The organism is uncultured Oceanisphaera sp. (assembly GCF_947495715.1).
GTDB classification, from domain to species: Bacteria; Pseudomonadota; Gammaproteobacteria; order Enterobacterales; family Aeromonadaceae; genus Oceanimonas; species Oceanimonas sediminis.
Genome location: NZ_CANLZU010000025.1, coordinates 20,529 through 44,802, shown reverse-complemented (window position 1 = coordinate 44,802; position 24,274 = coordinate 20,529). Strand labels below are relative to the sequence as shown.

The window sequence follows — 24,274 nt, the reverse complement described above, 5'->3', positions numbered from 1 at the left end:
CTGAGATCAGTATGATAAGGAGCGACATTTTTCTGCCGCGAAGCGGCTTAGTTCAACAAAGCATTTAAGAGTGATTCCCAACGCTTGGCATTTCTCATTCTATCGTTGGGTTTCGTGTTTACGGCGGTCTGGTTAAGTTTCGTGGTAGCGTTGCTCACACCTTAATGCGGCGTTAGCTTCCTCATATGAAAAGATACGGATATAAAGAAACAGAAGTTGGAAGTGCCTATGCAAGATTTGTAGAGTTGAGGTTTGCAGTCACTCTCTGTTCGGGGTTGGGGCTTGTATTTTCAACGGTTTTCTCGAAAGGTTCATATCCAGAACTCTATATATTGCTCTGGTTTCTGCTAAATATTGTTTCTTACGCTTCTGAAATTTGGCCGAAGTTACATGTATATCCAGTAGCAATAATTTGTATTATCTTGGTGGTTTTAACCATCGTTTATGGTGCAGACTTGTTCAATTATAGAGAGAGAGTCCCTGGCACTTGGTCTCGGAGAGTGGTATTTGATGTTGGTGGGAGAAATACATTCTTCGTTTATCTTGTAACAATATTAGTAATTTGTGAACTTCATATATATGGTTACGTTCGTCGCCCCAAAAGCTAACAAACTCAGCCAGGGTGACCTCCGTTCCGGCGCTCGTTTTTGTGTTGGTCGCTACGCTAACACAAAAACAACCGCCTCCACTACGGCCCCTGCTGCAGGGCGTTCAATTGCACCAAATCTAAAAGTCGGAGTATCTAAATGGCAATAAATGAGTCTCATCCGGTGATGAATGCACCAGAGTCAAATATAAAGTTATGGCGTTACATGGATTTGCCAGCCTTCTTTTCACTATTGGTGGACTCAAAACTTTGCTTTTCTAGAGCTGATCTGATGGAAGATAAGTTTGAAGGTACGTTCCCAAAGCTAAATGCTCAATTACTTGATGAAGAGGCTAATCGTCTTATAGAGCGTGGTGAGTTAAATCCGGGTTATAGAAATTTGTCGCAAGTTTTAACTCAAGACAAAACACATGCATTTTTAAGCTGCTGGTGTCAGGAAGATACCGAAATGATCCATATGTGGAAAATATACTCAAAGGAATGTGGGGTGGCCATTGAAACCTCGTATGAAGATCTGAAGTTATCAATAACTGACAGCGAAGACGTCTACCCGACACAAATACGATATGTTGATTTCGAGAAGGATATTATTGATTGGCAGCAAAATGGCCTAACTGTTTATACAATTAAAAGAGTTGAGTATAAATCTGAAAGTGAGTTTAGGTTAATAGTATCTCATCCACGACAAATTGAAGACCAGTTACTGAACTACAAAACCCATGAGGAAAAAGCTCTTCCGAGCAGGCTTCTTTACAATCAAACTAAGGCAATAAAAATTGATGTCGATCTGTCAAAACTTATTAAGGTTGTCCATATTTCTCCGTTCGCCCCAAGTTGGTATAGTGATTTAGTTAAAAGCACTTTGTTAAAGTTTGGATACGACAAGACGGAAATAAGGGTTTCCAAGCTATAAAATTGAACAAGGCCAGCCAGAGGGACCAAAAAACCGCCGCTTCGCTCTGGTTTTTCGGCCCCTGCTGGCGGCGTTAGGTTGTAATTGTCGTTCGTTGCTTTAGATATCGTGCGTAATTCCTAGCAAGTTTTGGCTGGAATTTGAGTACTTTTCATCAATCGTAAAATCGGCAAGTTAAGGCCTTTTCAAAGCATCGGGCCCAGTTTTAAGGCTAAGCTTTATCGCGTATTTACACGTATTTCGGCTTGTATAATTACATATAAATCGTTTGTACATTTATTCAGTTTGTCGCCCCAAGTTACAGGCTTAAGAAGTTTTGCATTTACGCATAGTAAGTGAATTTTCCCAGCTTCGTTATGTATTGCGCATTTTCAAACTACCGTTCCCAAGTTATAGTATTCTTTTAAATTTGGTTGTGTGTTCAATTAAATTTACGGCAACCTAACAAGGGCCAGCAACGGACTGTCAAAAGTGTCACTTAAATTGCGGGCGCAATTACGCGCCACTTTTGCCAGCCGCTGTGGCCGGCGTTATGTGCCCGTGTACCAACAATCTAAAACTCTAACCAGGATGGAGTATGAGTAAAGAAAATTGGAATATTCAATTTATCAAGCCTTGCAGATTTCCAGAGGAAGAGCATCGCTTGTTAACCCCCGAATATACTCTGCAATCGATCGCTAGAGGTAGAATAGTTCAGATCAACCTCGACAATTGTTCCATTCAGAGAATGGAGGATCTGACGGAAGAATCCACGATCGAAGACGTTGAAGCTGTTGGTTTACTCCCCCTATTTGAAATTCTTCAAAAGGGAATGGTTAGCCTTACTTGTATTGGTGTCAACGAGATGCCCGATTGGAGAGTGAAAAATGCCCATGCTGCGTACGAGAGGTTTTGCAGAAAGTTTTGGCCTGGACACAAAGATGACAAGGATGCGACCTATAGAGAATATAACCCTGAGTGTAAGGAACGAAAAGTTAAGTTTGATGAGCTGAGCGATGGGGCTCGGTGTGTTTATGGGGGCGCATATGTTTCTATTATGCAAATACAGAATATTCACCATAGCTACCCTGACACCACGCCAGAGAATAGATTCGAAATATACCTTCATAGCATGATTGGGTTACTTGGCATAGTAAGCGGGTTTGAACTTGAAATTGCTAAGTGGGCTTTTTGGGAGCTGAATAAAAAAGAGATAAATCAGCTTGTTCCAGGTGTAAAGCAAAGGCGTAAAGATATTAGAGAAAATTTTGCCAAGGTAAAAAGTGATATTTCGAAGTGCAGAGAATTTGCATTTGATTCAGCCATGGATCTCCATTGGCTTAGTGGTGCTAATCTTTCTGAGGATTTAGGTCATGATATTGATATCAACGGAACTAGACTGAAATTAGATAATTGGGTTGGTACAAATGATCATAAGCTATACAGAATAAGCCGAGATATACATTCGACATTCCTTGACAATTCAACCATGAAAAGGTTGGCGATAACGCGTGAAAGGGAACTCGAATCTAATTTGTATTGGAGAAATGTTGATAGAACATCAAAAGACATATTGACCTATAGATATCACGCTGGCTATGCAGATATTGATGAATTACTGGCTAAAATAGATAAGGCTGTATCTTACGTAGAGGGCGATCTGATCAGAAAATTTGATGCAGTACCTGCCTGACATGCACATAACAAATGCGTCAATTAGGACGCTCGCAATCTCGCGCCTATTACGCGGGCGTTATGCATATAGGGCAAACATTGATGGCTAATATTAAGAACGTTTACTTGTGGATAATGAAGTTTATTCGCAGTTTAGATGAAGCTGTTTGTGAACAGTTTGAATCTGTGGTTGGAAAGTCGAATGACGATACAACAAAGAACCTATATAAGATTTTCAGATTTGCACTGATTGCTTCGCTAATAGTGTTTTTAGTGAATTTATTGCTAAGAGCAGGTTTTCTTCCTTCAAGTGACTGGAAGTTAGGTGAGTTTGGGGATTTTTTTGGCGGAATTTTAAATCCAATCCTTACCTTTTTAATGTTTATTGGCCTGATTATCACCATAGTTGTTCAAAAAACAGAACTTGCATTAGCCAGAGAGGAGTTTAGCCGAACTGCAAGCTCGCTTCATGAGCAAAGTCAGTCTTCAAAAAAACAAGTGTTTGAAACTACATTCTTTAATCTTCTTAAAATACACAGTGAAACTTTAGAGTCATTAAAGTTTAACGATAAGTTATTGTGTTGCGCATTAAATGTAAATACAGAAGACACGGTTGGTAGGGCAGTATTTTCATCGATCCTCTCTTGGATGGGTACAGATGAAGATGATATGAAAAAGTCTATCGAAAACTATAAGTCCTTTCAAGATACTGAAAACCATATTGTAGGACACTACTTTCGTGGTCTTTATCAAATCTTAAAATTTATAGATTATTCAGACATAACAAAAGATGCAAAGGAAAACTACTCAAGGATATTGAGAGCCCAACTATCAACAGATGAGTTGGCAGTGTTGTACTTTAATTGTATATGCACCAGTGTTGACTCGGGACAATTTAGAAATTTACTTATTGAATTCAAAATGCTGGAGCATTTAAAGCTTGGGAAAGAAGATTTCTGGAAGCGCTTTACTCTGTCTAGTCAAGTAATATATACAGTCAAAGAAGATCTGTTGAAGTATATAGAGTTTAATGATGATGGCACGGTCAAACGATCAGCCTTTGGTTCCAATGCTGTAGCAAGTTCACATTTATATACGCATAACAAATCAATACAACAGACCGCAATATCGGCTGCTGATTGAGGCGTTAGCGATAAATAAGGATATTCGGATTGCTTATAGATAACGGTAAGAAGCCGAACGAGCCCTACAATGCTGGTCTAGGGTTTTGGCTACCACCTAGAACTACATATGGTAATTTTCAGCTAAAATTTATGAAAATTGTTCAGCGTTTAGATCAGGCAAATAGACGGATAGAAGATAGCTTTAATACATGGAAATCCTGCCAAACTGGGGGAATGCTTCCTATTGGCGCATTAGAGCAGCATGTCTTTGCAAACGAAGAGTTGGTTTATATGCTTCGGCGTGCCGCAGATGAGTTGGTGTCATTGATTTGGTGTATTACGAGCCATGAAAAAAATGGAAGCTATCCAACAAAAATCAAAACTGACTGCATTGGGGCTGTCGTAGCCCAAAATGAGAATGATCGACACCCAGCATTTTCAGACCATGTTGAACTAATGAGTGTGCTGAATGACGTTTCAAATGCATTTAAGCATTCATTCATAAACTCTGATCATACCCTTGTGGGAGCTGACGAACCTCGCGTACATGCGTTAGGTTTGGCATATAACAAACAAAGTTATACCAAAGAATTTTATGATGTGTCACTTGTTTCGATGATTGAGAAATACAATATGTTCTATCGCAGTTGTGTTTCGTGGTTAGAATCGTATTCAGCAAAGTGCCGCTAACAAGGGCAATCACGCGGAACGGTTTAAAGCCGCTTTCGTTTCACTACAGAAACTTTAAACCGGCCGGTGTTGCCGGCGTTAGCACCAAAAAGTTCAGATATGGCAAAGGTTAATAAAATGTTCACTTCGGCTCAAAAACGTGCGAAAAGGCCGCAAAGTCTGAGCGTCAAAAGAAATACCAGTGAGCCTTTATGAGTGGCAAGCAAGTCAAGATTAAGCGACCACCTACTGTAAATGGCATGCCGGTAGATCAGTTCATCGAAGAAAATGCTGATCCAATCTGGTTGCATCAAAATGAACGATGGGAGCTGATGCCAGTGGAAGACTCTATTTTCATACCTGGCCCAGCTAATGATTCAGAGACAACAGAAGATGAGGGCGGGATACCGTTTTGACTTATACCGAGCGGTGCTCGGTTTAGCAGTGCTAACCAAGCCATCCACCGGATGGCAAAACCTCCGCTTTGCTCCGGCTTTGCCATCGGCGGGGACGGCGGGCGTTAACTGCTCCCCAACACTCAATATCAAAGGAATATGATGAAAGAAATCACCAGAATTAATCATGTAGGATTGAGAGTTAGAGACTTGGAAGTCTCTCGTGAATTCTATGGAAAACTAGGTTTTGTTTTCCTTGCTGGTCCAGTTGGCCCAGAGCCTGTTGCCATTGTTGAGCATCCATCTGGAATAAATATCAATCTGATTCTGAATGTATCAAAAGATGCTCCAAAGAAGAATGTGCTGATGGAAGGAGATATGAAATATCCTGGCTATACACACATAGCCCTTGAAATTACAGACTACAGCTCAGCCAAAAGTAATATTCAAAAACTGGGTTTTCCGATCACTGGTGAGGTTGAATATAATGGTGCTCAGTTTTTCTTTATCAGAGATCCTGATGGCAATGTTATCGAGTTTCATAAACCAGCCAGCAGCTAACAAGAAATTCCAGGTGTCGTCTACGGCGCACCTGAATTAGGCGTTATGTTAAGGGGTGGTGAAAAAAATCAGTAGAAGAGGGCCTGCGGCTACGAAGGAGTCGACCTGCAGAGATATCAGCCCTGATTGCAACCCTGTACGCGACTACCAAATACCCGCCGGCATTGGCCATTACCGGAGAAAGCGATATGAACATGGATCCTGCACCTTATCCCATCGGTACGCCCGGCACCCCCTGGGGCGAGGCGGAGCGGGCCCGGTGGCGGACGTTGCAGCGCCGCCAGCGCAGTTATGAAGCGGAAGTATTGAACGTGATCGAGCGCCTGCGCCCGCGTTTTGATGTGCAGCAGTATGGCCAGTTGAATTATGGCGATAAACGTTTTCCACTGATGGCGATACGCAGCCGCGACTGGCGGGATGAACTGCCGGTGGTGCTGGTCACCGGGGGAGTGCACGGTTATGAAACCAGTGGCGTGCATGGTGCGCTGCAGTTCGTGGAGCGGCATGCGGCGGATTATGCAGGCCGGGTCAATTTGCTGGTGGCCCCCTGTATCAGCCCCTGGGCCTATGAGCGCATTCATCGCTGGAATGCGCATGCGGTGGATCCAAACCGTTCATTCCTGGAAAACAGTCCGGCAGAAGAGTCGGCGGCACTGTTGCAACTGGTGGCGCCGGTGCGTGAGCGAGTATTGCTGCATATCGATCTGCACGAGACCACGGATACCGACGAAAGCGAGTTTCGCCCGGCGCTGGCGGCGCGGGACGGTAAACCTTATGAGCCTTGCGGTATTCCCGATGGCTTTTATCTGGTGGATGACAGCAAGCACCCGCAGCCCGCGTTTCAGCAGGCGGTGATTGAGGCGGTAGAGAAAATCACTCATATCGCACCGGCGGATGATAACGGCGAGATCATCGGTTCACCGGTGGTGGCCAAAGGCGTGATCCAGTATCCACTCACTGAGCTGGGTCTGTGCGCCGGCATGACCAAGGCCCGTTACAAGACCACCACGGAAGTGTACCCGGACAGCGCCCGCGCCACGCCCGAGCAGTGCAATACCGCGCAGGTAGCCGCCGTGTGTGCGGCGATAGACTACGCGCTGGCGCACCGGTAGGGCCGGGCAAGTGTGGCTCTTGTATTTTACATAAAGTTTTGCTGCGCGAAGTTGATTGTAACTGTTCGTGAGCTGCGTTCCGTTGTTTGGTGTTGGCTGATGATGTTGAGCGGTATCTGCGGGTTTGTATTGTTTGTGATAGATCGCAAATGGATTCCCGCCTTCGCGAGAATGACAAAGGAAGGGTCGCGAGAATGACGGCAAAGAGAGACCGGGCAGCCGAGGTGTTTGGGCGTGCGGGGCATGTTGGCCTGCTGCGCAGGCCCTGCCAGCTAAAGCGGCAGCTAGGGGTATTCTGTCTGTAAGCGTATTTGCCCCAATAAATTGGGGCCTGCAGAGGGCGCATGCATGTTCGGCAATGTAAATCGGCATGATAAAGAAAAGGCGGGCTTTTGCCCGCCTTTTGCGTTTATTTGCTGTGTCGTTCCTGCAGTTTGGCGACCACGTCGCTCAGTTGCAGGCCTTCCTGCTGCAGCAGCACCGTCAGGTGATAGAGCAGGTCGGCGGACTCGCACACCAGCTCGTCATGGTCGTGCACGGTGGCGGCGAGGGCGGTTTCCACCCCTTCTTCACCCACTTTCTGGGCGATGCGCTTGGTGCCGCTGGCGTACAGACTGGCGGTGTAGCTGGATTTGGGATCGGCGCCCTTGCGCCCGGCAATTACAGCTTCAAGCTCGGCGATAAAGGTCAGATCGGGCACCTGTTGCTCGTTAAAGCAGGACACATTGCCCAGGTGGCAGGTGGGGCCGACCGGCTCTACTATCGCCAGCAGGGTGTCGTTGTCGCAGTCGGTGCTGATGTCCTTGAGCTGCAGCACATGGCCGGAGCTTTCGCCCTTGGTCCACAGCCGGTTCTTGGTGCGGCTGAAGAAGGTGACCTGGCGGGTTTCCAGGGTTTTGGCCAGGGCGTCCTTGTTCATGTAGCCGAGCATCAGTACCCGGCCGCTGTGGCAATCCTGCACCACGGTGGGCATCAGGCCATCTACCTTGTCCCAGTCCAGCTTGCCGGCATCAAATGCTTTATTATCAGTCACGTATTACCACTCCTTGCTGTTTCAGATACTGCTTGAGTTCACCGATATTGATGATGCCCTTGTGAAAGACCGAGGCCGCCAGGGCGCCGTCTACATCGGCCTCCAGAAAGGCGTCACGGAAGTGTTCCATTTCACCGGCACCGCCGGAGGCGATCAGCGGTACGTTACAGATGGCGCGTACCTTGAGCAGTTGTTCAAGATCGTAACCCTGGCGTACGCCGTCCTGGTTCATCACGTTAAGCACGATTTCGCCGGCGCCACGCTGCTGCACTTCCTGCACCCAGTCGAGGGTGCTCCACTGGGTCACCTGGGTGCGGCTTTCGTCACCGGTAAACTGGTGCACCTGATAAAGCCCGGTGGCTTCATCGAAGTAGGAGTCGATGCCTACTACTATGCACTGCACGCCGAAGGTGTCGGCCAGTTCGGTGATCAACGCCGGGTTGCTCAGGGCGGGAGAGTTGATGGAAATCTTGTCGGCGCCGAATTCCAGAATGCGCGCCGCGTCTTCTACCGATTTGATGCCGCCGGCCACACAGAAAGGAATATCGATTACTTCCGCCACCCGGCTGACCCAGCTTTTGTCGACCACCCGGTCCTGACTGCTGGCGGTGATGTCGTAAAACACCAGCTCGTCGGCGCCTTCGGCCGCATAACGCTGGGCCAGTGGAACTATGTCGCCGATGATCTCGTGGTTACGGAATTTTACGCCCTTGACCACCTGGCCGTCCTTGACGTCCAGGCAGGGAACTATGCGTCTTGCCAGCATGCGATTGCCTCCGCCACGGTGAATTTACCCTCTAGCAGGGAGCGACCCAGGATCACCCCGGCCACGCCGGTGCCTTTGAGCGCGTCCACATCATCGATGTTGCCGATGCCGCCGGACGCCTGCCACAGAATGGTGGGGTAGCGGGCGGCCAGCTCGCGATACAGCGCCACGTTGGAGCCGGTGAGGGTGCCGTCCTTGGAGATATCGGTGCACAGCACATGGCACAGACCGGCGGGCAGGTAGTGTTCGAGCAGGGACTCGATGGTGATGCCGCTGTCTTCCTGCCAGCCGGCGATGGCGATTTTTTTCTCGCCCTCGGGGGTGATGTTGATGTCCAGCGCCAGCACGATGCGGTCGGGGCCATACTGCTTGATCCAGCTGGTGACCAGCTCGGGTTGCTTGACCGCGGTAGAGCCAATCACCACCCGCTGGGCACCGATGTCGAGCAGATCCTTCACGTCCTGCTCGGTTCGGATGCCGCCGCCAATCTGCACCGGCACCGGGGTGTTTTCAATCAGCTGTTTGATGACTTCAAGCTGGCGCCGGCTGCTGTCTTTGGCACCGTCCAGATCCACCAGGTGCAGCTGGGTGGCGCCTTCGGCCACATAGAGGTCGAACCGCGCTTGCGGGGAGGCGGTGTATTCGGTTTTTTGCTGGTAGTCACCCTGATACAGGCGCACCACTTTTCCACCGATAAGGTCTATGGCGGGAATGATCATTTACAGCTCCAGAAAGTTTTTCAGCAGTTGGGCACCGGCGGCACCGGAGCGCTCCGGGTGGAATTGCACACCAAAGAAGTTGGCCTGGCCGATGGCGGCGCTGAAGGTCTGGCCATGCCGGCTCGATGCCAGGGTGTATTCGCCGGCCGGTACCGCATAGGAATGCACGAAGTAGAAGAAGCTGCCTTCGGGAATGTCCTTGAACAAGGGGTGTCCCGGCATGGGGGTGATTTGGTTCCAGCCCATGTGCGGCAGGCGAATGCCCTCGCTGCTTTCCATGTGGGCGCAGTCGGCGTCGATTTTGCCGAGGCAGTCGACGTCCCCTTCTGCAGAATGCTTCACCAGCATCTGCATGCCAAGGCAGATACCCAGCACCGGCTGCTGCAGCTGATTGATAAGCTCGATCAGGTTGCGCTCCTGCAGGTTTTTCATCGCCTCTTTGGCGGTGCCCACACCGGGCAGCAGCAGTTTGTCGGCGGCCAGCACCACGGCCGGATCGCGGCTGACGGTGACGTCGTAACCCAGTCGTTCGATGGCATAGCGCACCGACGACAGATTGGCGCAGCCGGTATCGATAATGACGACGTTGATAGAAGAACTCACAGGACCCCCTTGCTGGAGGGCAGTTCATTGCCTTCCACCTTGATGGCCTGGCGCAGGGCGCGGCCGAAGCCCTTGAACACGCTTTCCACCATGTGGTGGGTGTTGTGGCCGGTGACCTTGAGGTGAATATTGGCGGCCAGGCTGTCGCTCAGGCTGCGGAAGAAGTGCGGCACCATTTCCACCGACAGATCGCCGGCCTTGTCTTGCCGGAAGTCGCCTTCAAACTTCATGTAAGGGCGACCGGACAGGTCCAGGGTGACGGCGGCTTCGCATTCGTCCATCGGCAGCACAAAGCCGAACCGGCCGATGCCGCGCTTGTTGCCCAGCGCCTTGCGCAGCGCTTCGCCCAGTGCCAGGGCGGTGTCTTCCACCGTGTGGTGATCGTCGATATGCAGATCGCCATCCACCGCCACAGTCAGCTGAAAACCACCGTGGGTGGCAATCTGATCCAGCATGTGGTCAAAGAAGTGCAGCCCGGTGTTAATCCGGTTGCCGCCCTGGGTGTCCAGATCCAGTGCGATGCGAATGTCGGTTTCCCTGGTGGTGCGGGTCACCTCGGCGGTACGGCCGCGGCTCAGCAGGCGCGCCACTATCTCGGACCAGCCCAGCTTCTCATGAGCTACGTCACCGTGACCGTAATGCAGACCCGGCAGGCCCATGTTTTCGGCCAGTTGCATGTCGGTCTGGCGATCGCCGATCACCCAGGAGTCGGTAAAGTCGATGCGGCCGGCCTGCAGATAGTCTTTTACCAGGCCCAGACGCGGCTTGCGGCAGGCGCAGTCGTCGTGCTGAAAGTGGGGGCAGATCAGCACGTCCTGAAAGTTCACGCCCTGAGATTCCAGGATCTGCATCATCAGGTTGTGTGGTGCGTCAAAGTCGGCTTGCGGAAAGCTGTCGGTACCCAGGCCGTCCTGGTTGGTCACCATCACCAGCTTGTAGCCGGCGTCCTGCAACTTTAGCAGGGCCGGGATCACGCCGGGCAAAAAGGCCAGCTTGTCCAGCCGGTCCAGCTGCTTGTCTACCGCCGGCTCTTCTACCATGGTGCCGTCGCGGTCGATAAATAAGATACGTTCCTTAGTCACTTATTGCTCCTGTTGCAGTACCTGAAGTACCGCGTCCATTTCGGCCTGGTTGCCGATGGTGATTCGAATGCAGTCGGAAAGCCCCGGCTTGCTGGCAAAGTCGCGCAATATAATACCGGCCTTGCTCATGCGGGCAAAGAGCTGGGTGCCGGGCGTGAAACGCACCAGCACATAGTTGCCGTTGGCGGCGAACACCTCTTTTACCTGGGCGTTCTGACGTAACTGTTCGGCGAGGGTTGCCTTGAGCGCGTTGATGTCGGCTACTCGCCCACGCATGGTGGCCAGACCCGGCTCGCTTAGCGCCTGGGCGGCAATCTGGGCCACCGGCTCGGGAATGGGGTAGGGGGCGATGACCTTCAATAGCAGACCGATGACCTCGGGGTTGGCCAGGGTGAAACCACAGCGAATGCCGGCCAGACCAAAGGCCTTGGACAGGGTGCGGATCAGCACCAGCTGCGGATAATCGGCCAGCAGTCCGGCTTGAGTGAACTCGGGGCAGAACTCGATATAGGCCTCGTCCACCACCACCAGGGCGCGGTCTTTGGCGGCGTCGAGCAGGCGCAACAGTCCGGCGCTGTTCACCAGATCGCCGGTGGGGTTGTTGGGCGAGCACAGAAACACCAGTTTGACCTGGTCCAGCTGTTTGATGATGCCGTCAAAGTCGGGCTGGCGGTCGCTGTTCAGCGGCACCTCTATGATGCCCACGCCGTTGGTTTCGGCGCTGATGGCGTACATGCCGTAGGTGGGCGTGCAGATCAGGATATTGTCCTGGCCCGGCTCGCAGAAAGTACGGATCAGCAGCTCTATGCCTTCGTCACCGCCGCGGGTCACCAGCAGTTGCTCGGGTTCAACTCCGGCGTAGGCCGCATAGGCATTGACGACCTGCGGTGGCTGGCACTCGGGGTAGCGGTTCAGCCGCGAACAATCGAGGCGGTATTCACCGCTGTCGGCCGCTTCGTTGGCGTTGAGCCAGATGTGGCCCTGGCCGCCGATGCGCCGGGCCGACTGGTAAGGCGTCAGGGCCTGCACCTGGGTGCGGGCCAGTTGGGTGATGCTCATGCTTGCTTCTCCAGTTTGGCAAGCCGCAGGCTCACCGCATTCTTGTGGGCATCCAGGGTTTCGGTCGCCGCCAGCAACTCGACCGCCGGGCCGATGGCACGCAGCCCGGCCGGGGTCAGTTCCTGTACCGTGAAGCGGCGCTGGTAATCGGCCAGCCCCAGGCTGGAATAGGTGCGCGAATAGCCATAGGTCGGCAGGGTGTGATTGGTGCCGCTGGCGTAATCACCGACCGACTCCGGCGTCCAGGCACCGAGGAAAATCGATCCGGCATTCTTCAGGTCCGGCAGCAGGGCGCGAGGCTCGGCGGTTTGCACTATCAGGTGTTCGGGGGCATAGGCGTTGGAAATTGCCACGGCCTGCGCCAGATCGTCACAGATAAAGGTACGGCTCTCGCTCAATGCCTGCCGGGCGATATCGGCACGAGACAGTTGTGCCAGCTGTTGCTCCAGCGCGGCGTTGACCGCGTCGGCCAGCGCCTTGCTCGGCGTCACCAGTATCACCTGAGAGTCGGGGCCGTGCTCGGCCTGAGACAGCAGATCCGAGGCGATAAAGTCGGCATTTGCGGTGTCGTCGGCGATTACCAGCACTTCGGAAGGGCCGGCGGGCATGTCGATGGCGGCACCGTCCACGTCCGACGACACCTGCTGTTTGGCTTCGGTTACCCAGGCATTGCCGGGGCCGAAAATCTTGTCGACCTTGGTGACGCTCTCGCTGCCGTAGGCCATGGCCGCCACCGCCTGGGCACCGCCCAGGGTATAGATGGCGTCCACGCCACAGCGGCGGGCGGTATAGACGATGGCGTCGTTGATCGGGGGCGGCGAGCACAGCACCACCCGCTCGCAGCCGGCCAGACGGGCCGGAATGGCCAGCATCATCACGGTCGACACCAGGGGCGCACTGCCGCCGGGCACATAGAGGCCGACCTTTTCTATCGGTTGAAAGTGCAGCTCGCAGCGCACGCCCGGGCTGGTATCCAGCGCGATAGGCGTCGGTAGCTGGGCGCGGTGAAAGGTCTCGATGTTGATGATGGCCAGCTCGATGGCGGCCTTCAGCTCGTCACTCACGCGATCGGCGGCGGCCTCGATTTCCTGCTCCGACAACTGCAGTGTGCTGCGTTCGGCGCGGTCCAGGGTGCGGGTCAGCTCCATCAGGGCGGCGTCACCGCCCTGGCGTACTTTTGCAATAATGTCGGCCACCTGGGCTTCGCGCCCGCCCTGCGCCAGGGCGGGGCGACGTAACATCTCGGTCTGCTCGGTGGTGCTCAGTGTATTCCAGTCGAGAATATTCATGCCTTACTCCATCATCTTCTCGATGGGCAGCACCAGAATGGAAGAGGCACCCAGTGCCTTGAGACCTTCCATGGTTTCCCAGAACATGTCTTCGCTGCTGACCATGTGAATGGCCACCTGGTTGCTTTCGCCGGCCAGTTGCATGATGGTGGGGCGCTCGGCACCGGGCAGCAGATCGATCACCGCTTCCAGGCGATCCTTGGGGGCGTGCAGCATGATGTATTTGCTTTCGCGCGCCTGTTGCAGACCCTGAATACGCGGCAGCAGCTTGTCGATCACCTGTTGCTTGGCAGTCGGCAGCACGTTGGCGCTTTGAATCAACACCGCCTTGGAGCGGAAGATGACATCGGTTTCGACCAGGCCATTGGCCTCCAGCGTCGCACCGGTAGACACCAGATCGCAGATGGCGTCGGCCACACCGGCGCGGGGCGCCACTTCGACCGAGCCGTTCAGCATCACGCTCTTGAATTTTACGCCCTGACTGTCCATGTAGCGCTTGAGTAACCAGGGGTAGGAAGTGGCGATGCGCTTGCCTTCCAGGCTTTGCGGGCCCTGGTAATCAAACTCCTGAGCCACCGCCAGCGACAGTCGGCAGCCGCCGAAGTCGAGCCGCTTGAGTTCGCTGTATTCCGCGCTTTCGCCCTGGGCCTGGCGCTCCATCAGGGTTTCTTCCAGCACGTTTTCACCGACCACACCCAGGTCGACCACGCCGTCCATCACCAGACCGGGAATGTCGTCATCGCGCACCAGCAGCAGATCGATGGGCATGTTTTCGGCGTGGGCAATCAGACGCTGTTCACGCAGGTTGAGTTTGACGCCACAGCCCTTGAGCAGCTTCTGGCACTCGGTGCTGAGGCGGCCGGATTTTTGAATGGCGATGCGAAGACGATTTTGATCCAGTGTCATGATGTTGTATTCCCTGTCAGTAAATAAAGTCTGTAAATCACGTAAAACGAAAAAACCCTCGGAGCAGTTGCTTCCGAGGGTTTAGGAGTTCTGTCCTGCTGGAAGCCGCCAAGGGATAGGCCTTCCAGAATAAAATTCTGAAAGCCTAGTCGGGATGATGATGGTGCTTGGCGTTGTGCAGGAAGTTCATAATAAGGGTTGGCCCGTATATCTCTTGAGGTCTGCGGCCACCTTAGCAAGCCGAACCGGTTTTGCCAACCCCGGTTTGCAAGAAACTTTGGAGCTCTATGATGACCGGCACCGAGTCGGCTGTCTGACTCAGGTGGAACGCTGGTGGACTATAGGGGGAATTTTGTTTATTGCAGAAAATATAAATAATTATTCATGTCTTATTGGTGGAATCTGCCGCTCGCCGACACTGTGCAGCAAGTGGTCGGCAAAGAGCCGGACTTTTTCTACCTCGCCGAGTCGCTCGGGATAAGCCAGATAATAGCCGTTGGCGCTGAGCAGGGTATGGGGCCAGGGCATGAGCAGCTCGCCACGCGACAACTCGTCTTCAATCAAAAATCGCGGCAGCAGGGCGATGCCGGTACCGGCCATGGTGGCGCGGATCAACATATGAAAGGTTTCGAAGCGATTACCCTGATAGCTGTGCTCGGTGGTCAGGCTCTGGGAGGCAAACCAGTCGTGCCAGGCCTGCGGCCGGGTCGACAGGTGCAGCAACCGATACCGGGTCAGATCCAGTGGCGAGTCCGGTGCCTGGCCGTCGAGCAACGATGGCGCGCAAACGGGCACCACTTCTTCGTCAAACAGGCGGTGACATTCCAGGCCGGGCCAGCTGCCGTGGCCGTAGAAAAAGGCGATGTCGATGCCTTCCTTGTCGAGATCGAAAGGCTCCACCTGTTCACAGCAGTCCAGGCTGATATGGGGATGAGCGTCGAGAAAGGCGCTCAGCTGCGGCGCCAGCCAGCGGCTGCCGAAGGTGGGCAACGTCGCTATCTTGAGCACATCGAGGTGATTGTTGTAGGACATGACGTACTGGGACGACATTTCCAGCTGGGCCAGGATTTTGCGCACTTCACCGATGTAGATGGCGCCTTCGGGGGTCAGACACAGGGAACGCCGCACCCGCCGAAACAGCTTGCGACTAAGGAACGATTCCAGTTGAGCCACCTGTTTGCTGACCGCACTCTGGGTCAGGCTGAGCTCGTCGGCCGCCCGGGTAAAGCTAAGGTGTCTGGCGGCAGCTTCAAAGCACTGCATGGCCGCGATGGAAGGTAGATAGCGCATGAATCCGTTCATCGATAGAAAACAGGTCGCCAGTATACTCCTGTCATGATCGCTTGAGTATCGGTGGGAAGCCGACCGTCAACAGCCAGGGGCGACGGCGAGCCTTTCCTTCGCGGTGCCGCATGGTGCTTCAAGCTGAACTTGACTAAAGTTAACGACAAGGTGTTGTTCAAAAAGTGACCAACTCCAGGGAGGGATATCGTTTATAAAGGATGAATCACTCTGCTATCTACTGCCTCGTTCAACACCTTCATAACACGATGCCTTATCCATCGGGTGACGGTGTCTGTATCCAGGAATGCAGTGAAGCGAGAGGAGAAGCATCATGAGCCATCAAAAAACGCTATTGGCGACGGCCATCGTCTGCGCCATGGCCAGCGGGCCCGCATTAGCCCTGACCGATGCACAGGAACTGGAGCAGCTCAAGCGCCAGCTTGGCACCCTGCTTGAGCGGGTCGATCAGCTTGAAACCAAAACACAGAATGCCGAGGCGCGAGCCCGGGCGGCGGAAACAAAAGCCGAGACCATGAGTTCGGCCAGGGCACCGGCCGTGGTCAGTTCGGGGAATGACAAGATACGAGTGTCTGTGTCCGGGCATGTGAATAGGGCCCTGCTGGTGGTGGATGACGGTGAAGAAAGCGAGCTCTACCATGTTGATAACGACAGCTCCTCCACTCGCTTAAGGGTGATCGGGGAAGGGGATGTCAGCCCCGAGCTGACAGTAGGGACCGCCATCGAGGTGCAATTGGAGTCCAATTCAACCGCCAGCGTCAGCCAGGATAACGAAGCGGTCAGTGGCGACAGTGTTTCCGATCGCCGGCTGGAGGTGTATTTCGATCACGACCGGCTCGGTAAGGTGTGGATGGGTAAAGGCTGGACCGCCAGTGAAGACAGCTCCGAAATGGACTTGTCCGGCACCGCTTTGGTGGGTTATTCCTCTACTGCCGATATTGCCGGCGGCATCAAATTCCGCAATGGCGCCGGTAACCTGAGCACAACCCGGGTGGGTGACGTCTTTCTCAACCTGGACGGTCTGGGCCGGAAAAACCGTCTGCGCTACGATACCCCGAGTATGGCCGGGGTGAAACTGGCGGCCAGTGCGGTGGAAGACAGTGCCTGGGATACGGCGCTGACCTATGCCGCCGAGTATAGTCAGGGGACTGTGGCGGCGGCAGTGGCCTATTCGGATCAGGAAAGCAACGACGGTCAGGTGAACGGCTCGGCGTCCTTCCTGCATAACAGCGGGGTGAGTGTCACCCTGGCGGCGGGGGAGCGGGACAGCGAGTCACTCGATCCCAACTTTGTATACGGTAAACTGGGGTATCAAAACCGGTGGTTTGACGCCGGTAAAACCGCATTTTCTGCCGACTACCATGTGGCCAACCATGCCCAGGAGAGAAGCGACAAGGCCAAGTCGGTCGGGGTGCAGATGGTACAGAATGTCGATAACTGGGCGACCGAACTCTATGTGGGTTATCGCAACTATGATCTGGAACGGGCGGGAGAAAACCTCGATGAGGTGGATGCGGTTATTGCCGGTGCCCGAATCAAGTTTTAGGAGTCGTGATGAAAATAAGCATCATGCTGGTGATACTGCTGTTACTCGGTGGCTGTAGCGGAACCCCGGTGCAGTACCACAGCGAACGGGAAATACCCGCAGGGCCGGGTCTGCTGAGTGGTGCCGACGGGGCTTATCTGTACCAAAGGTAAAGGTTGGGTTCTTTGGCGTATCGGCCAAAGGGCCCACTTCTCCGACACGCCGTTAGGGGATGACATTCGCTGTTTCTTAAACAGGGTACTCGAGGAAACAGAGTCAGCTCCCACGACACGCCATAAACCCATCCATGGGGGCTCGGAAATGCCGTCCATGGCATTTCACGGTCGTGGGAGCCGATCTCTGTTGCCTCTCCTTAAACACCGAGTTGTCTGCAGATTGTCCCACAGGTGACTCTGTAGCATAGAGGCGGATGAAGGGTTCATCTCCAGCGACCATCACATGACAGGACGTCATGTGCTGAGCGTCGCAGGGATGCGGTTCAGCGTGTCGAGGGAGTGAACCCTTCGTTCGACTTTTACTGTGACAGTTAGTTTTCCAAGTTGGTATAAATGGCATTAGAATCAGGCGCCTAGCGCCTGACGTACCTGCCGGATGGAGTCGTCCTGCAGTCTGGCGTAGAGGGCGAATTCGTCCTGCACCGGGCAACCCAGGGCCTGTTCGAAGGCGGCCTGGTTGGCATTCTGAACATAGGCCTGATGCTGCACACCGCCCAGGTTGGACTGGAAGATGCCGGCGGCGCTGACCGGCAGAAAGTCTTCATAGATGATGGGGGTGGCCTTGATCAGACCGGCCTCGATCAGTGTATCAATATCACCACTGGCGCTTTCTCCCCGCTCTGCCTGCCGGCGCCCGGCCTCGGTCAGTCCATAGCGAAAATAGCCCAGCTTCAGTGTGCGCAGGCTGTCTTCATCGTCCGGAAAATCGGCGAACACCTCGGCCAGCTGGCGCTGGTGGGCCTCGTTGTCGGCCTCGGCCGGCGTCTGACGCGAGCGGTTGAGCAACTCGTCGTAGAGGGCGCGGCCCTTGGGGGTGAGCGCCATGCCGCGCTGTTCGATTTCACCGAAACGAGCGGTATGGGTACCGGCCTGCTCGCCGGCAAAGCGAACTGGCTCTTCCAGCGCGGTAAAGCTGGTCTGGCGCAGCAATATCGGACAGCGACGGCGGGGCGGCCCTTCAATCACCGCCTTGGGGTTGATGCCCACGGCAGGCATCTGTTGCTGCACCGTGTCTATGTCCAGGGTTCTCGGGGTCAGATGATTGATATGGGGGCCGCGAAAGCAGACCACATCGGCGATCAGCCGGTGGGCATCCTGCAGGGCCTGATAGCTGGCCAGATCGACGGTGGCATGCTGGTGCCAGCGAAAGGTTTCCAGCACTTCGGCCACGAAGTGCCGTGCCTGCTCTTCGGTCAGGCCACCCTGCGCTTCGGCCTGGGCGACCAGCACCCGGGCCTTGGCGGTAAAGATATCGCGCCCGTCCAGGATCTCGGCCGCGCGAGCCCGCAGGGCATCATCTTCAATCAGCTCCAGGCGCAGCAGCGAGGTGAAAATACGGAATGGATTGCGCCGCAGCGAGGCGTCGTCGGTGGGGCGAAAGGCGGTGGAATGCACCGGCACGCCGGCTTCGGACAAGTCGTAATAGCTGACCGGATGCATGCCCATGATGGCGAAGATGCGGCGCAGCATGTTGAGCTCGGCGGCACGACCTACCCGAATGGCGCCATGGCGTTCCAGACTCAGTCGGTCCAGCTCGCCAGTCTCGCGCAATTGGTGTTGCAGTGCCGGCTCGGCGGCCAGTACCCGCTCGTTGATCTGGGCCACCAGCTGCATCAGGGTGCCGTACTGAGGCACTTCCTGCTGATACATACGAGACATGGATTCGGAAAACAAAGTGCGGATATCGTCCGCAGGCAAAAAAGAGTCGTGCGCCATGATGCTGAAGTCCCTTTACCGATGAGGTGATGATGCCATCAACTTTAATACCGGCGCATGATAAATGACAAACGGCGACTGCTCGCAAATCCATTCCATATTGGAATGGATAGCAAGGCGAGCCCGGTCAGCGATGCGCTTGAATGATGACCGCCTGATAGGCCTCGATGATGGGAGTCACATCATCTAGGCCACGCTGCATGCGTTGATAATGCGCGAGTGTCTTGCTCAGATAACGCGAGGCAATATCGGCCTGCTCGGGGCTGTGTGCCTGCCAGATCTGCTCGCCGACGGTACTGACTCTGCACGGGACTCTGCACCGAGACGGCATGTCACGGGCTTTGCTCGACACCAGCAGCAGTTCGTAACATCGTCGGTTTTCTTCCACCAGCCGTTCTTCAAGTAGCTGAAAATCCAGCTTAATCAGTTGCCGGCGCAAGGCAAACTGATGATGAACCGGACACAACAGAAAGTCGATGTCGGCATTCGGATTGGCCTCATGAATGGCGCGCACCAGTTGCACCATTAAATCGCCACCGACACCGGCGATGATCACCAGCTGCCTGCCCTCGTGCCGGGACAGGGGAAGGCTGGCCACGTCAATACAGTGCACCTGCCATAAAGACCGGGCCGGTGAGGGCGATGGGTGGGGCGCCATGGCCGGATAAAAGCGTCGTAGCCTGGTTTCAAGCTCGCCCATCAGCTCGGGCACGATATCGACGAAGTGAATAAATGGTGCCGCCTGCCGGGACAATAAAGAGGCGCCCAATAAACCGTGATCACAGCAGCAATCCCAGATATGGGTATAGCCGGTGGCGACCATGGCGTCGATGTGCTGGAGTCGTTTGCCGATTTTCATGATAAGGGTCTGTGACATCAAACCGCGCAGTATATCAGCGTCGGTCCGCCTTGCGTATTGGCGGTGCTTCCATGGCTATTCCGGCGCCGGTGTGATAACAAGACGTCATAAAAAAAGATTCATATGAGGGTGTATTGATGTTTGAAGTGATGATCATACTGGCACTGACCCTGATGGCCGGCATGGCCATGCCGCTTGGGGCACTGATTGGGTGCAAGGAGCACATTCATCCGGACTGGCTGGAAAACGAATTTCGCCATTCGGTGGTGGCCTTCGGCGGCGGTGCCCTGTTGTCGGCGGTGGCGCTGGTGCTGGTGCCGGAGGGATCCTCTTATCTCGATATGACGACGGTTGCCCTCTGCTTTTGTGGTGGTGGTTTGACGTTCATGGCGCTGGATGTGTTGCTCTATAAACTCAATACCCCGGCCAGTCAGCTGGCGGCCATGCTGTCGGACTTTATTCCGGAATCGCTGGCGCTGGGGGCGGCGCTGGCGCTGGGAGGGACGGGCAGCGCCCTGTTGCTGGCCGCCCTGATGGTGTTGCAGAACATGCCCGAGGGGTTTAATGCCTACCGGGAGCTGGGCGCAACTTCTCGCTACACGAGTAGCAGGATTATTACCATGTTTGCGCTGATGGCCTTGCTGGGTCCGGTAGCCGGACTGTCCGGCTATGTCTGGCTGGCGGACTCGCCGACGCTGGTGGCCGGTATCATGTTGTTTGCCGGCGGCGGTATTCTCTATTCGGTGTTTCAGGACATAGCCCCGCAGGCGGTGCTGGAAAAACACTGGGCCCCGCCGATGGGCGCGGTACTGGGCTTCGTGCTGGGTATTCTCGGGCACATGCTGACAACCCATGCGTGAGTTCAATAATGTGAGGTGTGAGGTGTGAGGTGTGAGGCTGTCTCTTGGTCACAAGTCTGTCAGTCCATAAGATATGCTCAGAGACAACTGGGTAGCCTCTTCCGACCCGCTAAACCGCATCCCTGCGACGCTCAGCACATGACGTCCTGTCATGTGATGGTCGGCTGAGGCTATCCCAGCCGCCTCTTTTCGGGCTCGAAGTCGCCGGTGAGCACCGCTGACAGACCACTCCGCTGCCGACGGGAGGGCAAAGGGTGTCTGCTCAACCGACCATCCGCGCCAGGGATGGCGCGGTTTGAGCCCCTAGGGAGGGGTTTACGGCGTGTCGGCTGAGCAGTGCGCTTTGCCTGATGGCCTCATTAAGTTCAACAAAAACTTGTGACTAAGATACAGGGTGTGAGGTGTGAGGTGAGAAGGGGCGGAATGTTAAAAACGGAATGTTAAAACGGAACAGGCGGCTGCCGTGTACCGGCCGCTTTTGTTATCATGCCCTTTTCACCGACGGGATTTGCCTGCCTTGGATCACGACGACAGCAGCACGCTTTCTACCGAACTCTTTACCGAGCTTTTCACAGAACAAGGGCCGCTGGCCCGGGCCATAGACGGCTTTAAACCCCGCGCAGCTCAGGTAGAGATGGCGACGGCGGTCGGTCAGGCGCTGGACGACAAGGTCCCGCTGGTGGTCGAGGCGGGCACCGGTACCGGCAAAACCTACGCCTATCTGGCGCCGGTGCTGGCCGCGGGCAAGAAGGTGGTGCTCAGTACCGGCTCGCGCAACCTGCAGGAACAGTTGTTTCATCGCGACTTGCCCACCCTGGTCAAGGCGATGAACTATCACCATCCGGTGGCGTTGCTCAAGGGGCGATCCAACTACCTCTGTCTGGAACGGCTGGGTCTGCTGAACGACAGCGTACCCATGCTGTCGGCAGAGGGGCTGGCCGATTTGCAGCGGGTGCGGCGCTTCGTGCCCATGACCCACAGCGGTGACATCGGCGATATTCCGGGTCTGGCCGAACGCAGCGAGGTGCTGCCGCTGGTGACCAGCACCAACGATAATTGTCTGGGCCGCGACTGTGGTCATTACCAGGACTGTTACTTGGTCAAGGCCCGCAACAAGGCGATGGAGGCACAGGTAGTGGTGGTAAATCACCACCTGTTCTTCGCCGACATGGCGGTACGTGACACCGGCTTTGGCCAGCTGATTCCCGACGCCGACGCTTATATTCTGGATGAGGCCCATCAGTTGCCGGAGATTGCCGGCCAGTATTTCGGTCAGAGTCAGTCGAGCAAGCAAGTGCTTGAGCTGGCGCGGGATCTGCGGCTGGCGCAAAAGGTGGAAGCCAAAGACATGGCCCAGCTGGGCAAGGCGGCGGATCAGCTGGAGCGTCATGCTCAGGACCTGCGGTTGACCTTTGGTCATGACAGCAGCCGGGGACAGTTGCGCCCCATGCTGGCCCGAGCCGAAGTGGCGCAGGCCATGGTTCGGTTGAACGAAAGCCTGGCCTTCACTTACGAGGTGCTCAAGCTGGCGCTGGGGCGCGGCGAGCAGCTCGATCACTGCTTCGAGCGTCTGGTGGGGCTGCGTACCCAGCTGGACTCGGTTACCCGGGTAGAAGAAGACGGCTATTCCTACTGGTTCGATTGCACCCGGCTGCATGTCAGCTTTCATAAAACCCCGCTGTCGGTGGCCGAACGCTTCTCGGTGGAGCTGGCCAAAGACGAGGTGAGCTGGGTCTTTACCTCCGCCACCCTGGCGGTAGGGGACAGTTTCGCGCACTTTTGCGCCGATCTCGGGCTGTCAAAGTGTCGTACCTTGCAATTGGACAGTCCTTTTGATTACTCTCGCCAGTCCCGTTTGTGCGTGCCCCGCTATTTACCGGAAACCAACGCCGCCGGCCGTGGCCGCTGGCTGGCCGAAAGCCTGGCCGACACCCTGGATGCGGTGCCCGGCGGCAGCTTTTTTCTCTGTACCAGCTACAAGGTCATGAACGAGGTGGCCGAGGTATTGCGCATTCGTCTGAATCGCACCGTGCTGGTACAGGGTGAAGACAACAAGGTGCGGCTGCTGGAGCGTTTCGGTCAGGACGGCCGCGCGGTGCTGGTGGCGACCAGCAGTTTCTGGGAAGGCATCGATGTGCGGGGTAACGCCCTGCAGTGTGTGGTGATCGACAAGCTGCCGTTCAGCGCCCCGGATGATCCCTTGCTCAGCGCCCGGCTCGAAGATTGTCGCCGGCGGGGCGAAGACGGCTTTGCCCGCGTGCAGTTGCCCAAGGCCATTATTACCCTCAAGCAGGGGGTAGGGCGCTTGATCCGGGATGTACAGGACAAGGGCGTGCTGGTGATCACCGACGGTCGCCTGGTCAACCGGGCCTATGGTGCCGACTTTATTAATAGCCTGCCGGCCATGCCTCGTACCCGCAGTCTGCAGCAGTTGGCCGAATTTTTATCAACCCTGGAGTAATGAACACATGACCCGAATACTGGCCATCGACACCGCCACCGAGGCCTGCTCTGCCGCCCTGTGGCAAAACGGCGAGTTGTTGAGCCGTTATCAGGTGGCCCCTCGTGGCCATACGGATTTGATATTGCCGATGGTCGCCGAGCTGCTGGCCGAAGGCGAGCTGTCGCTGAATCAGCTCGATGGCCTGGCCTTCGGTCGGGGTCCAGGCTCCTTCACCGGCGTGCGCATCACCCTGGGAGTCGCACAGGGGCTGGCCTATGGCGCCGACCTGCCACTGCTGGGGGTGTCCAATCTGCAGGCGCTGGCCCAGGGCGCCTATCGTGCCTGTGGGGGCGAGCAAGTGCTGGCGGCCATCGATGCGCGCATGGGCGAGATCTATGTGGGGGCTTATCGGCTGGAGCAGGGACTCATGGTCGGCACCATTGATGAACAGGTGCTGGCGCCGGCGCAATTTCTGGATACGTGCGCGGACACCGCCCGCTGGCCGCTGGGTGTGGGCTCGGCCTTTGTCACCTATGCTGAACTGATGAGTCGGGTAGCAGGACGATGCGAGGCGGTACCCTTTCCCGAGGCGCGGGATCTGCTGCCCCAGGCGCTGGAGCTATGGCGGGGCGGCTTGGGCGTTGATGCGGCCGATGCGCGTCCCGTCTATCTGCGCGACAAGGTGACCTGGCAAAAACTGCCGGGCCGCTGACGGGAGCTGCAGTGAATATTTTCTCAATCAGACAACGGGAGGACTCGGATCCTCCTCTGTTCTATCCTCAGCGGCCCTACCACCGTAGTTTTCAGTATCGCAAACGGCGCCGGCGCAATAATCGCCGTTG

The 24,274-nt window shown here is 55.1% G+C and carries 23 protein-coding genes; 12 read left to right on the top strand and 11 right to left on the bottom strand.

What is annotated here, in order from left to right; translation table 11 throughout:
- Positions 1 to 746 precede the first annotated feature (746 nt).
- The 7 genes from Q0753_RS14865 (at position 747) to Q0753_RS14835 (ending at position 7,034) form a co-directional block, all read left to right on the top strand.
- Positions 747 to 1,520 (top strand): hypothetical protein, encoded by a 774-nt coding sequence (locus Q0753_RS14865; protein WP_298722800.1) that lies wholly within the window; start codon positions 747 to 749, stop codon positions 1,518 to 1,520.
- A gap of 577 nt (positions 1,521 to 2,097) precedes the next feature.
- Positions 2,098 to 3,192, top strand: coding sequence for a hypothetical protein (locus tag Q0753_RS14860; protein WP_298722797.1), 1,095 nt, complete (start codon positions 2,098 to 2,100; stop codon positions 3,190 to 3,192).
- An 83-nt stretch (positions 3,193 to 3,275) separates the two neighbouring features.
- The gene (locus Q0753_RS14855; RefSeq protein WP_298722794.1) at positions 3,276 to 4,316 is read left to right on the top strand and encodes a putative phage abortive infection protein; all 1,041 of its coding nucleotides are present in this window, start codon (positions 3,276 to 3,278) and stop codon (positions 4,314 to 4,316) included.
- A 29-nt stretch (positions 4,317 to 4,345) separates the two neighbouring features.
- The gene (locus Q0753_RS14850; RefSeq protein ID WP_298722791.1) at positions 4,346 to 4,987 is read left to right on the top strand and encodes a hypothetical protein; all 642 of its coding nucleotides are present in this window, start codon (positions 4,346 to 4,348) and stop codon (positions 4,985 to 4,987) included.
- A gap of 191 nt (positions 4,988 to 5,178) precedes the next feature.
- Positions 5,179 to 5,382: a hypothetical protein gene (locus Q0753_RS14845; protein ID WP_298722789.1), complete on the top strand. Its 204-nt coding sequence runs from the start codon at positions 5,179 to 5,181 to the stop codon at positions 5,380 to 5,382.
- Between the two features lie 141 nt (positions 5,383 to 5,523).
- Complete coding sequence (locus Q0753_RS14840; RefSeq protein WP_298722786.1) at positions 5,524 to 5,922, top strand: VOC family protein; 399 nt, start codon at positions 5,524 to 5,526, stop codon at positions 5,920 to 5,922.
- Positions 5,923 to 6,110: 188 nt separating this feature from the next.
- Positions 6,111 to 7,034, top strand: a complete 924-nt coding sequence (locus Q0753_RS14835) for a M14 family metallocarboxypeptidase (protein WP_298722783.1) — start codon at positions 6,111 to 6,113, stop codon at positions 7,032 to 7,034.
- 409 nt (positions 7,035 to 7,443) lie between these two features.
- Here the strand turns inward: Q0753_RS14835 and hisIE are convergent, their stop codons facing one another.
- The 9 genes from hisIE to Q0753_RS14790 form a co-directional block, all read right to left on the bottom strand.
- Complete coding sequence (hisIE, locus tag Q0753_RS14830) at positions 7,444 to 8,067, bottom strand: bifunctional phosphoribosyl-AMP cyclohydrolase/phosphoribosyl-ATP diphosphatase HisIE (protein WP_298722780.1); 624 nt, start codon at positions 8,065 to 8,067, stop codon at positions 7,444 to 7,446.
- Entirely contained in the window at positions 8,060 to 8,833 is a 774-nt protein-coding gene (hisF, locus tag Q0753_RS14825) for an imidazole glycerol phosphate synthase subunit HisF (RefSeq protein WP_298722778.1), read from the bottom strand. Before hisF ends, hisIE begins: the two co-directional genes overlap by 8 nt.
- Positions 8,815 to 9,552: a 1-(5-phosphoribosyl)-5-[(5-phosphoribosylamino)methylideneamino]imidazole-4-carboxamide isomerase gene (gene hisA / locus Q0753_RS14820; protein ID WP_298722775.1), complete on the bottom strand. Its 738-nt coding sequence runs from the start codon at positions 9,550 to 9,552 to the stop codon at positions 8,815 to 8,817. The genes hisF and hisA overlap by 19 nt, the downstream gene beginning before the upstream one ends.
- Positions 9,553 to 10,143, bottom strand: coding sequence for an imidazole glycerol phosphate synthase subunit HisH (gene hisH / locus Q0753_RS14815; RefSeq protein WP_298722812.1), 591 nt, complete (start codon positions 10,141 to 10,143; stop codon positions 9,553 to 9,555). It lies immediately after the preceding gene.
- Between the two features lie 8 nt (positions 10,144 to 10,151).
- On the bottom strand, positions 10,152 to 11,237 hold the full coding sequence (gene hisB / locus Q0753_RS14810) for a bifunctional histidinol-phosphatase/imidazoleglycerol-phosphate dehydratase HisB (RefSeq protein WP_298722773.1): 1,086 nt from the start codon (positions 11,235 to 11,237) through the stop codon (positions 10,152 to 10,154).
- Entirely contained in the window at positions 11,238 to 12,296 is a 1,059-nt protein-coding gene (gene hisC, locus Q0753_RS14805) for a histidinol-phosphate transaminase (protein ID WP_298722770.1), read from the bottom strand.
- A complete protein-coding gene (gene hisD / locus Q0753_RS14800; RefSeq protein ID WP_298722767.1) occupies positions 12,293 to 13,585 on the bottom strand; it encodes a histidinol dehydrogenase in 1,293 nt (430 codons plus the stop codon). Before hisD ends, hisC begins: the two co-directional genes overlap by 4 nt.
- Positions 13,586 to 13,588: 3 nt before the next feature.
- Positions 13,589 to 14,485: an ATP phosphoribosyltransferase gene (gene hisG / locus Q0753_RS14795; RefSeq protein ID WP_298722809.1), complete on the bottom strand. Its 897-nt coding sequence runs from the start codon at positions 14,483 to 14,485 to the stop codon at positions 13,589 to 13,591.
- Positions 14,486 to 14,869: 384 nt separating this feature from the next.
- Positions 14,870 to 15,781: a LysR substrate-binding domain-containing protein gene (locus tag Q0753_RS14790; protein ID WP_298722764.1), complete on the bottom strand. Its 912-nt coding sequence runs from the start codon at positions 15,779 to 15,781 to the stop codon at positions 14,870 to 14,872.
- A gap of 325 nt (positions 15,782 to 16,106) precedes the next feature.
- Here Q0753_RS14790 and Q0753_RS14785 point away from each other — a divergent pair, with 325 nt between their 5' ends.
- Positions 16,107 to 17,339, top strand: a complete 1,233-nt coding sequence (locus tag Q0753_RS14785) for a hypothetical protein (protein WP_298722761.1) — start codon at positions 16,107 to 16,109, stop codon at positions 17,337 to 17,339.
- 8 nt (positions 17,340 to 17,347) lie between these two features.
- Positions 17,348 to 17,491, top strand: a complete 144-nt coding sequence (locus Q0753_RS14780) for a hypothetical protein (RefSeq protein WP_298722758.1) — start codon at positions 17,348 to 17,350, stop codon at positions 17,489 to 17,491.
- 408 nt (positions 17,492 to 17,899) lie between these two features.
- On the opposite strand, the gene Q0753_RS14775 is transcribed toward Q0753_RS14780, so the two are convergent.
- Both Q0753_RS14775 and Q0753_RS14770 read right to left on the bottom strand, forming a co-directional pair.
- Positions 17,900 to 19,270 carry a VOC family protein gene (locus Q0753_RS14775; protein WP_298722755.1) on the bottom strand — a complete coding sequence of 457 codons (1,371 nt, stop codon included), beginning with the start codon at positions 19,268 to 19,270 and terminating at the stop codon, positions 17,900 to 17,902.
- Between the two features lie 127 nt (positions 19,271 to 19,397).
- The gene (locus Q0753_RS14770; protein ID WP_298722753.1) at positions 19,398 to 20,147 is read right to left on the bottom strand and encodes a tRNA (adenine(22)-N(1))-methyltransferase TrmK; all 750 of its coding nucleotides are present in this window, start codon (positions 20,145 to 20,147) and stop codon (positions 19,398 to 19,400) included.
- A 119-nt stretch (positions 20,148 to 20,266) separates the two neighbouring features.
- On the opposite strand from Q0753_RS14770, the gene Q0753_RS14765 reads away from it, so the two are divergent.
- The 3 genes from Q0753_RS14765 (at position 20,267) to tsaB (ending at position 24,144) form a co-directional block, all read left to right on the top strand.
- The gene (locus tag Q0753_RS14765) at positions 20,267 to 20,989 is read left to right on the top strand and encodes a divalent cation transporter (protein ID WP_298722751.1); all 723 of its coding nucleotides are present in this window, start codon (positions 20,267 to 20,269) and stop codon (positions 20,987 to 20,989) included.
- A gap of 586 nt (positions 20,990 to 21,575) precedes the next feature.
- Complete coding sequence (locus Q0753_RS14760; RefSeq protein ID WP_298722806.1) at positions 21,576 to 23,450, top strand: ATP-dependent DNA helicase; 1,875 nt, start codon at positions 21,576 to 21,578, stop codon at positions 23,448 to 23,450.
- A 7-nt stretch (positions 23,451 to 23,457) separates the two neighbouring features.
- Positions 23,458 to 24,144: a tRNA (adenosine(37)-N6)-threonylcarbamoyltransferase complex dimerization subunit type 1 TsaB gene (gene tsaB / locus Q0753_RS14755; RefSeq protein ID WP_298722748.1), complete on the top strand. Its 687-nt coding sequence runs from the start codon at positions 23,458 to 23,460 to the stop codon at positions 24,142 to 24,144.
- Positions 24,145 to 24,274: the final 130 nt, after the last annotated feature.

Bases quoted from the DNA above. Each gene is read 5' to 3' on its own strand.
- Q0753_RS14790 (WP_298722764.1), bottom strand. From the start codon at position 15,781: ATGCGCTATCTACCTTCCATCGCGGCCATGCAGTGCTTTGAAGCTGCC.
- Q0753_RS14840 (WP_298722786.1), top strand. From the start codon at position 5,524: ATGAAAGAAATCACCAGAATTAATCATGTAGGATTGAGAGTTAGAGAC.
- hisD (WP_298722767.1), bottom strand. From the start codon at position 13,585: ATGAATATTCTCGACTGGAATACACTGAGCACCACCGAGCAGACCGAG.
- Q0753_RS14785 (WP_298722761.1), top strand. From the start codon at position 16,107: ATGAGCCATCAAAAAACGCTATTGGCGACGGCCATCGTCTGCGCCATG.
- hisA (WP_298722775.1), bottom strand. From the start codon at position 9,552: ATGATCATTCCCGCCATAGACCTTATCGGTGGAAAAGTGGTGCGCCTG.
- Q0753_RS14775 (WP_298722755.1), bottom strand. From the start codon at position 19,270: ATGGCGCACGACTCTTTTTTGCCTGCGGACGATATCCGCACTTTGTTT.
- Q0753_RS14780 (WP_298722758.1), top strand. From the start codon at position 17,348: ATGAAAATAAGCATCATGCTGGTGATACTGCTGTTACTCGGTGGCTGT.
- Q0753_RS14770 (WP_298722753.1), bottom strand. From the start codon at position 20,147: ATGTCACAGACCCTTATCATGAAAATCGGCAAACGACTCCAGCACATC.
- Q0753_RS14855 (WP_298722794.1), top strand. From the start codon at position 3,276: ATGGCTAATATTAAGAACGTTTACTTGTGGATAATGAAGTTTATTCGC.
- Q0753_RS14845 (WP_298722789.1), top strand. From the start codon at position 5,179: ATGAGTGGCAAGCAAGTCAAGATTAAGCGACCACCTACTGTAAATGGC.
- Q0753_RS14835 (WP_298722783.1), top strand. From the start codon at position 6,111: ATGAACATGGATCCTGCACCTTATCCCATCGGTACGCCCGGCACCCCC.
- Q0753_RS14765 (WP_298722751.1), top strand. From the start codon at position 20,267: ATGTTTGAAGTGATGATCATACTGGCACTGACCCTGATGGCCGGCATG.
- hisC (WP_298722770.1), bottom strand. From the start codon at position 12,296: ATGAGCATCACCCAACTGGCCCGCACCCAGGTGCAGGCCCTGACGCCT.
- Q0753_RS14865 (WP_298722800.1), top strand. From the start codon at position 747: ATGGCAATAAATGAGTCTCATCCGGTGATGAATGCACCAGAGTCAAAT.
- Q0753_RS14860 (WP_298722797.1), top strand. From the start codon at position 2,098: ATGAGTAAAGAAAATTGGAATATTCAATTTATCAAGCCTTGCAGATTT.
- tsaB (WP_298722748.1), top strand. From the start codon at position 23,458: ATGACCCGAATACTGGCCATCGACACCGCCACCGAGGCCTGCTCTGCC.
- hisF (WP_298722778.1), bottom strand. From the start codon at position 8,833: ATGCTGGCAAGACGCATAGTTCCCTGCCTGGACGTCAAGGACGGCCAG.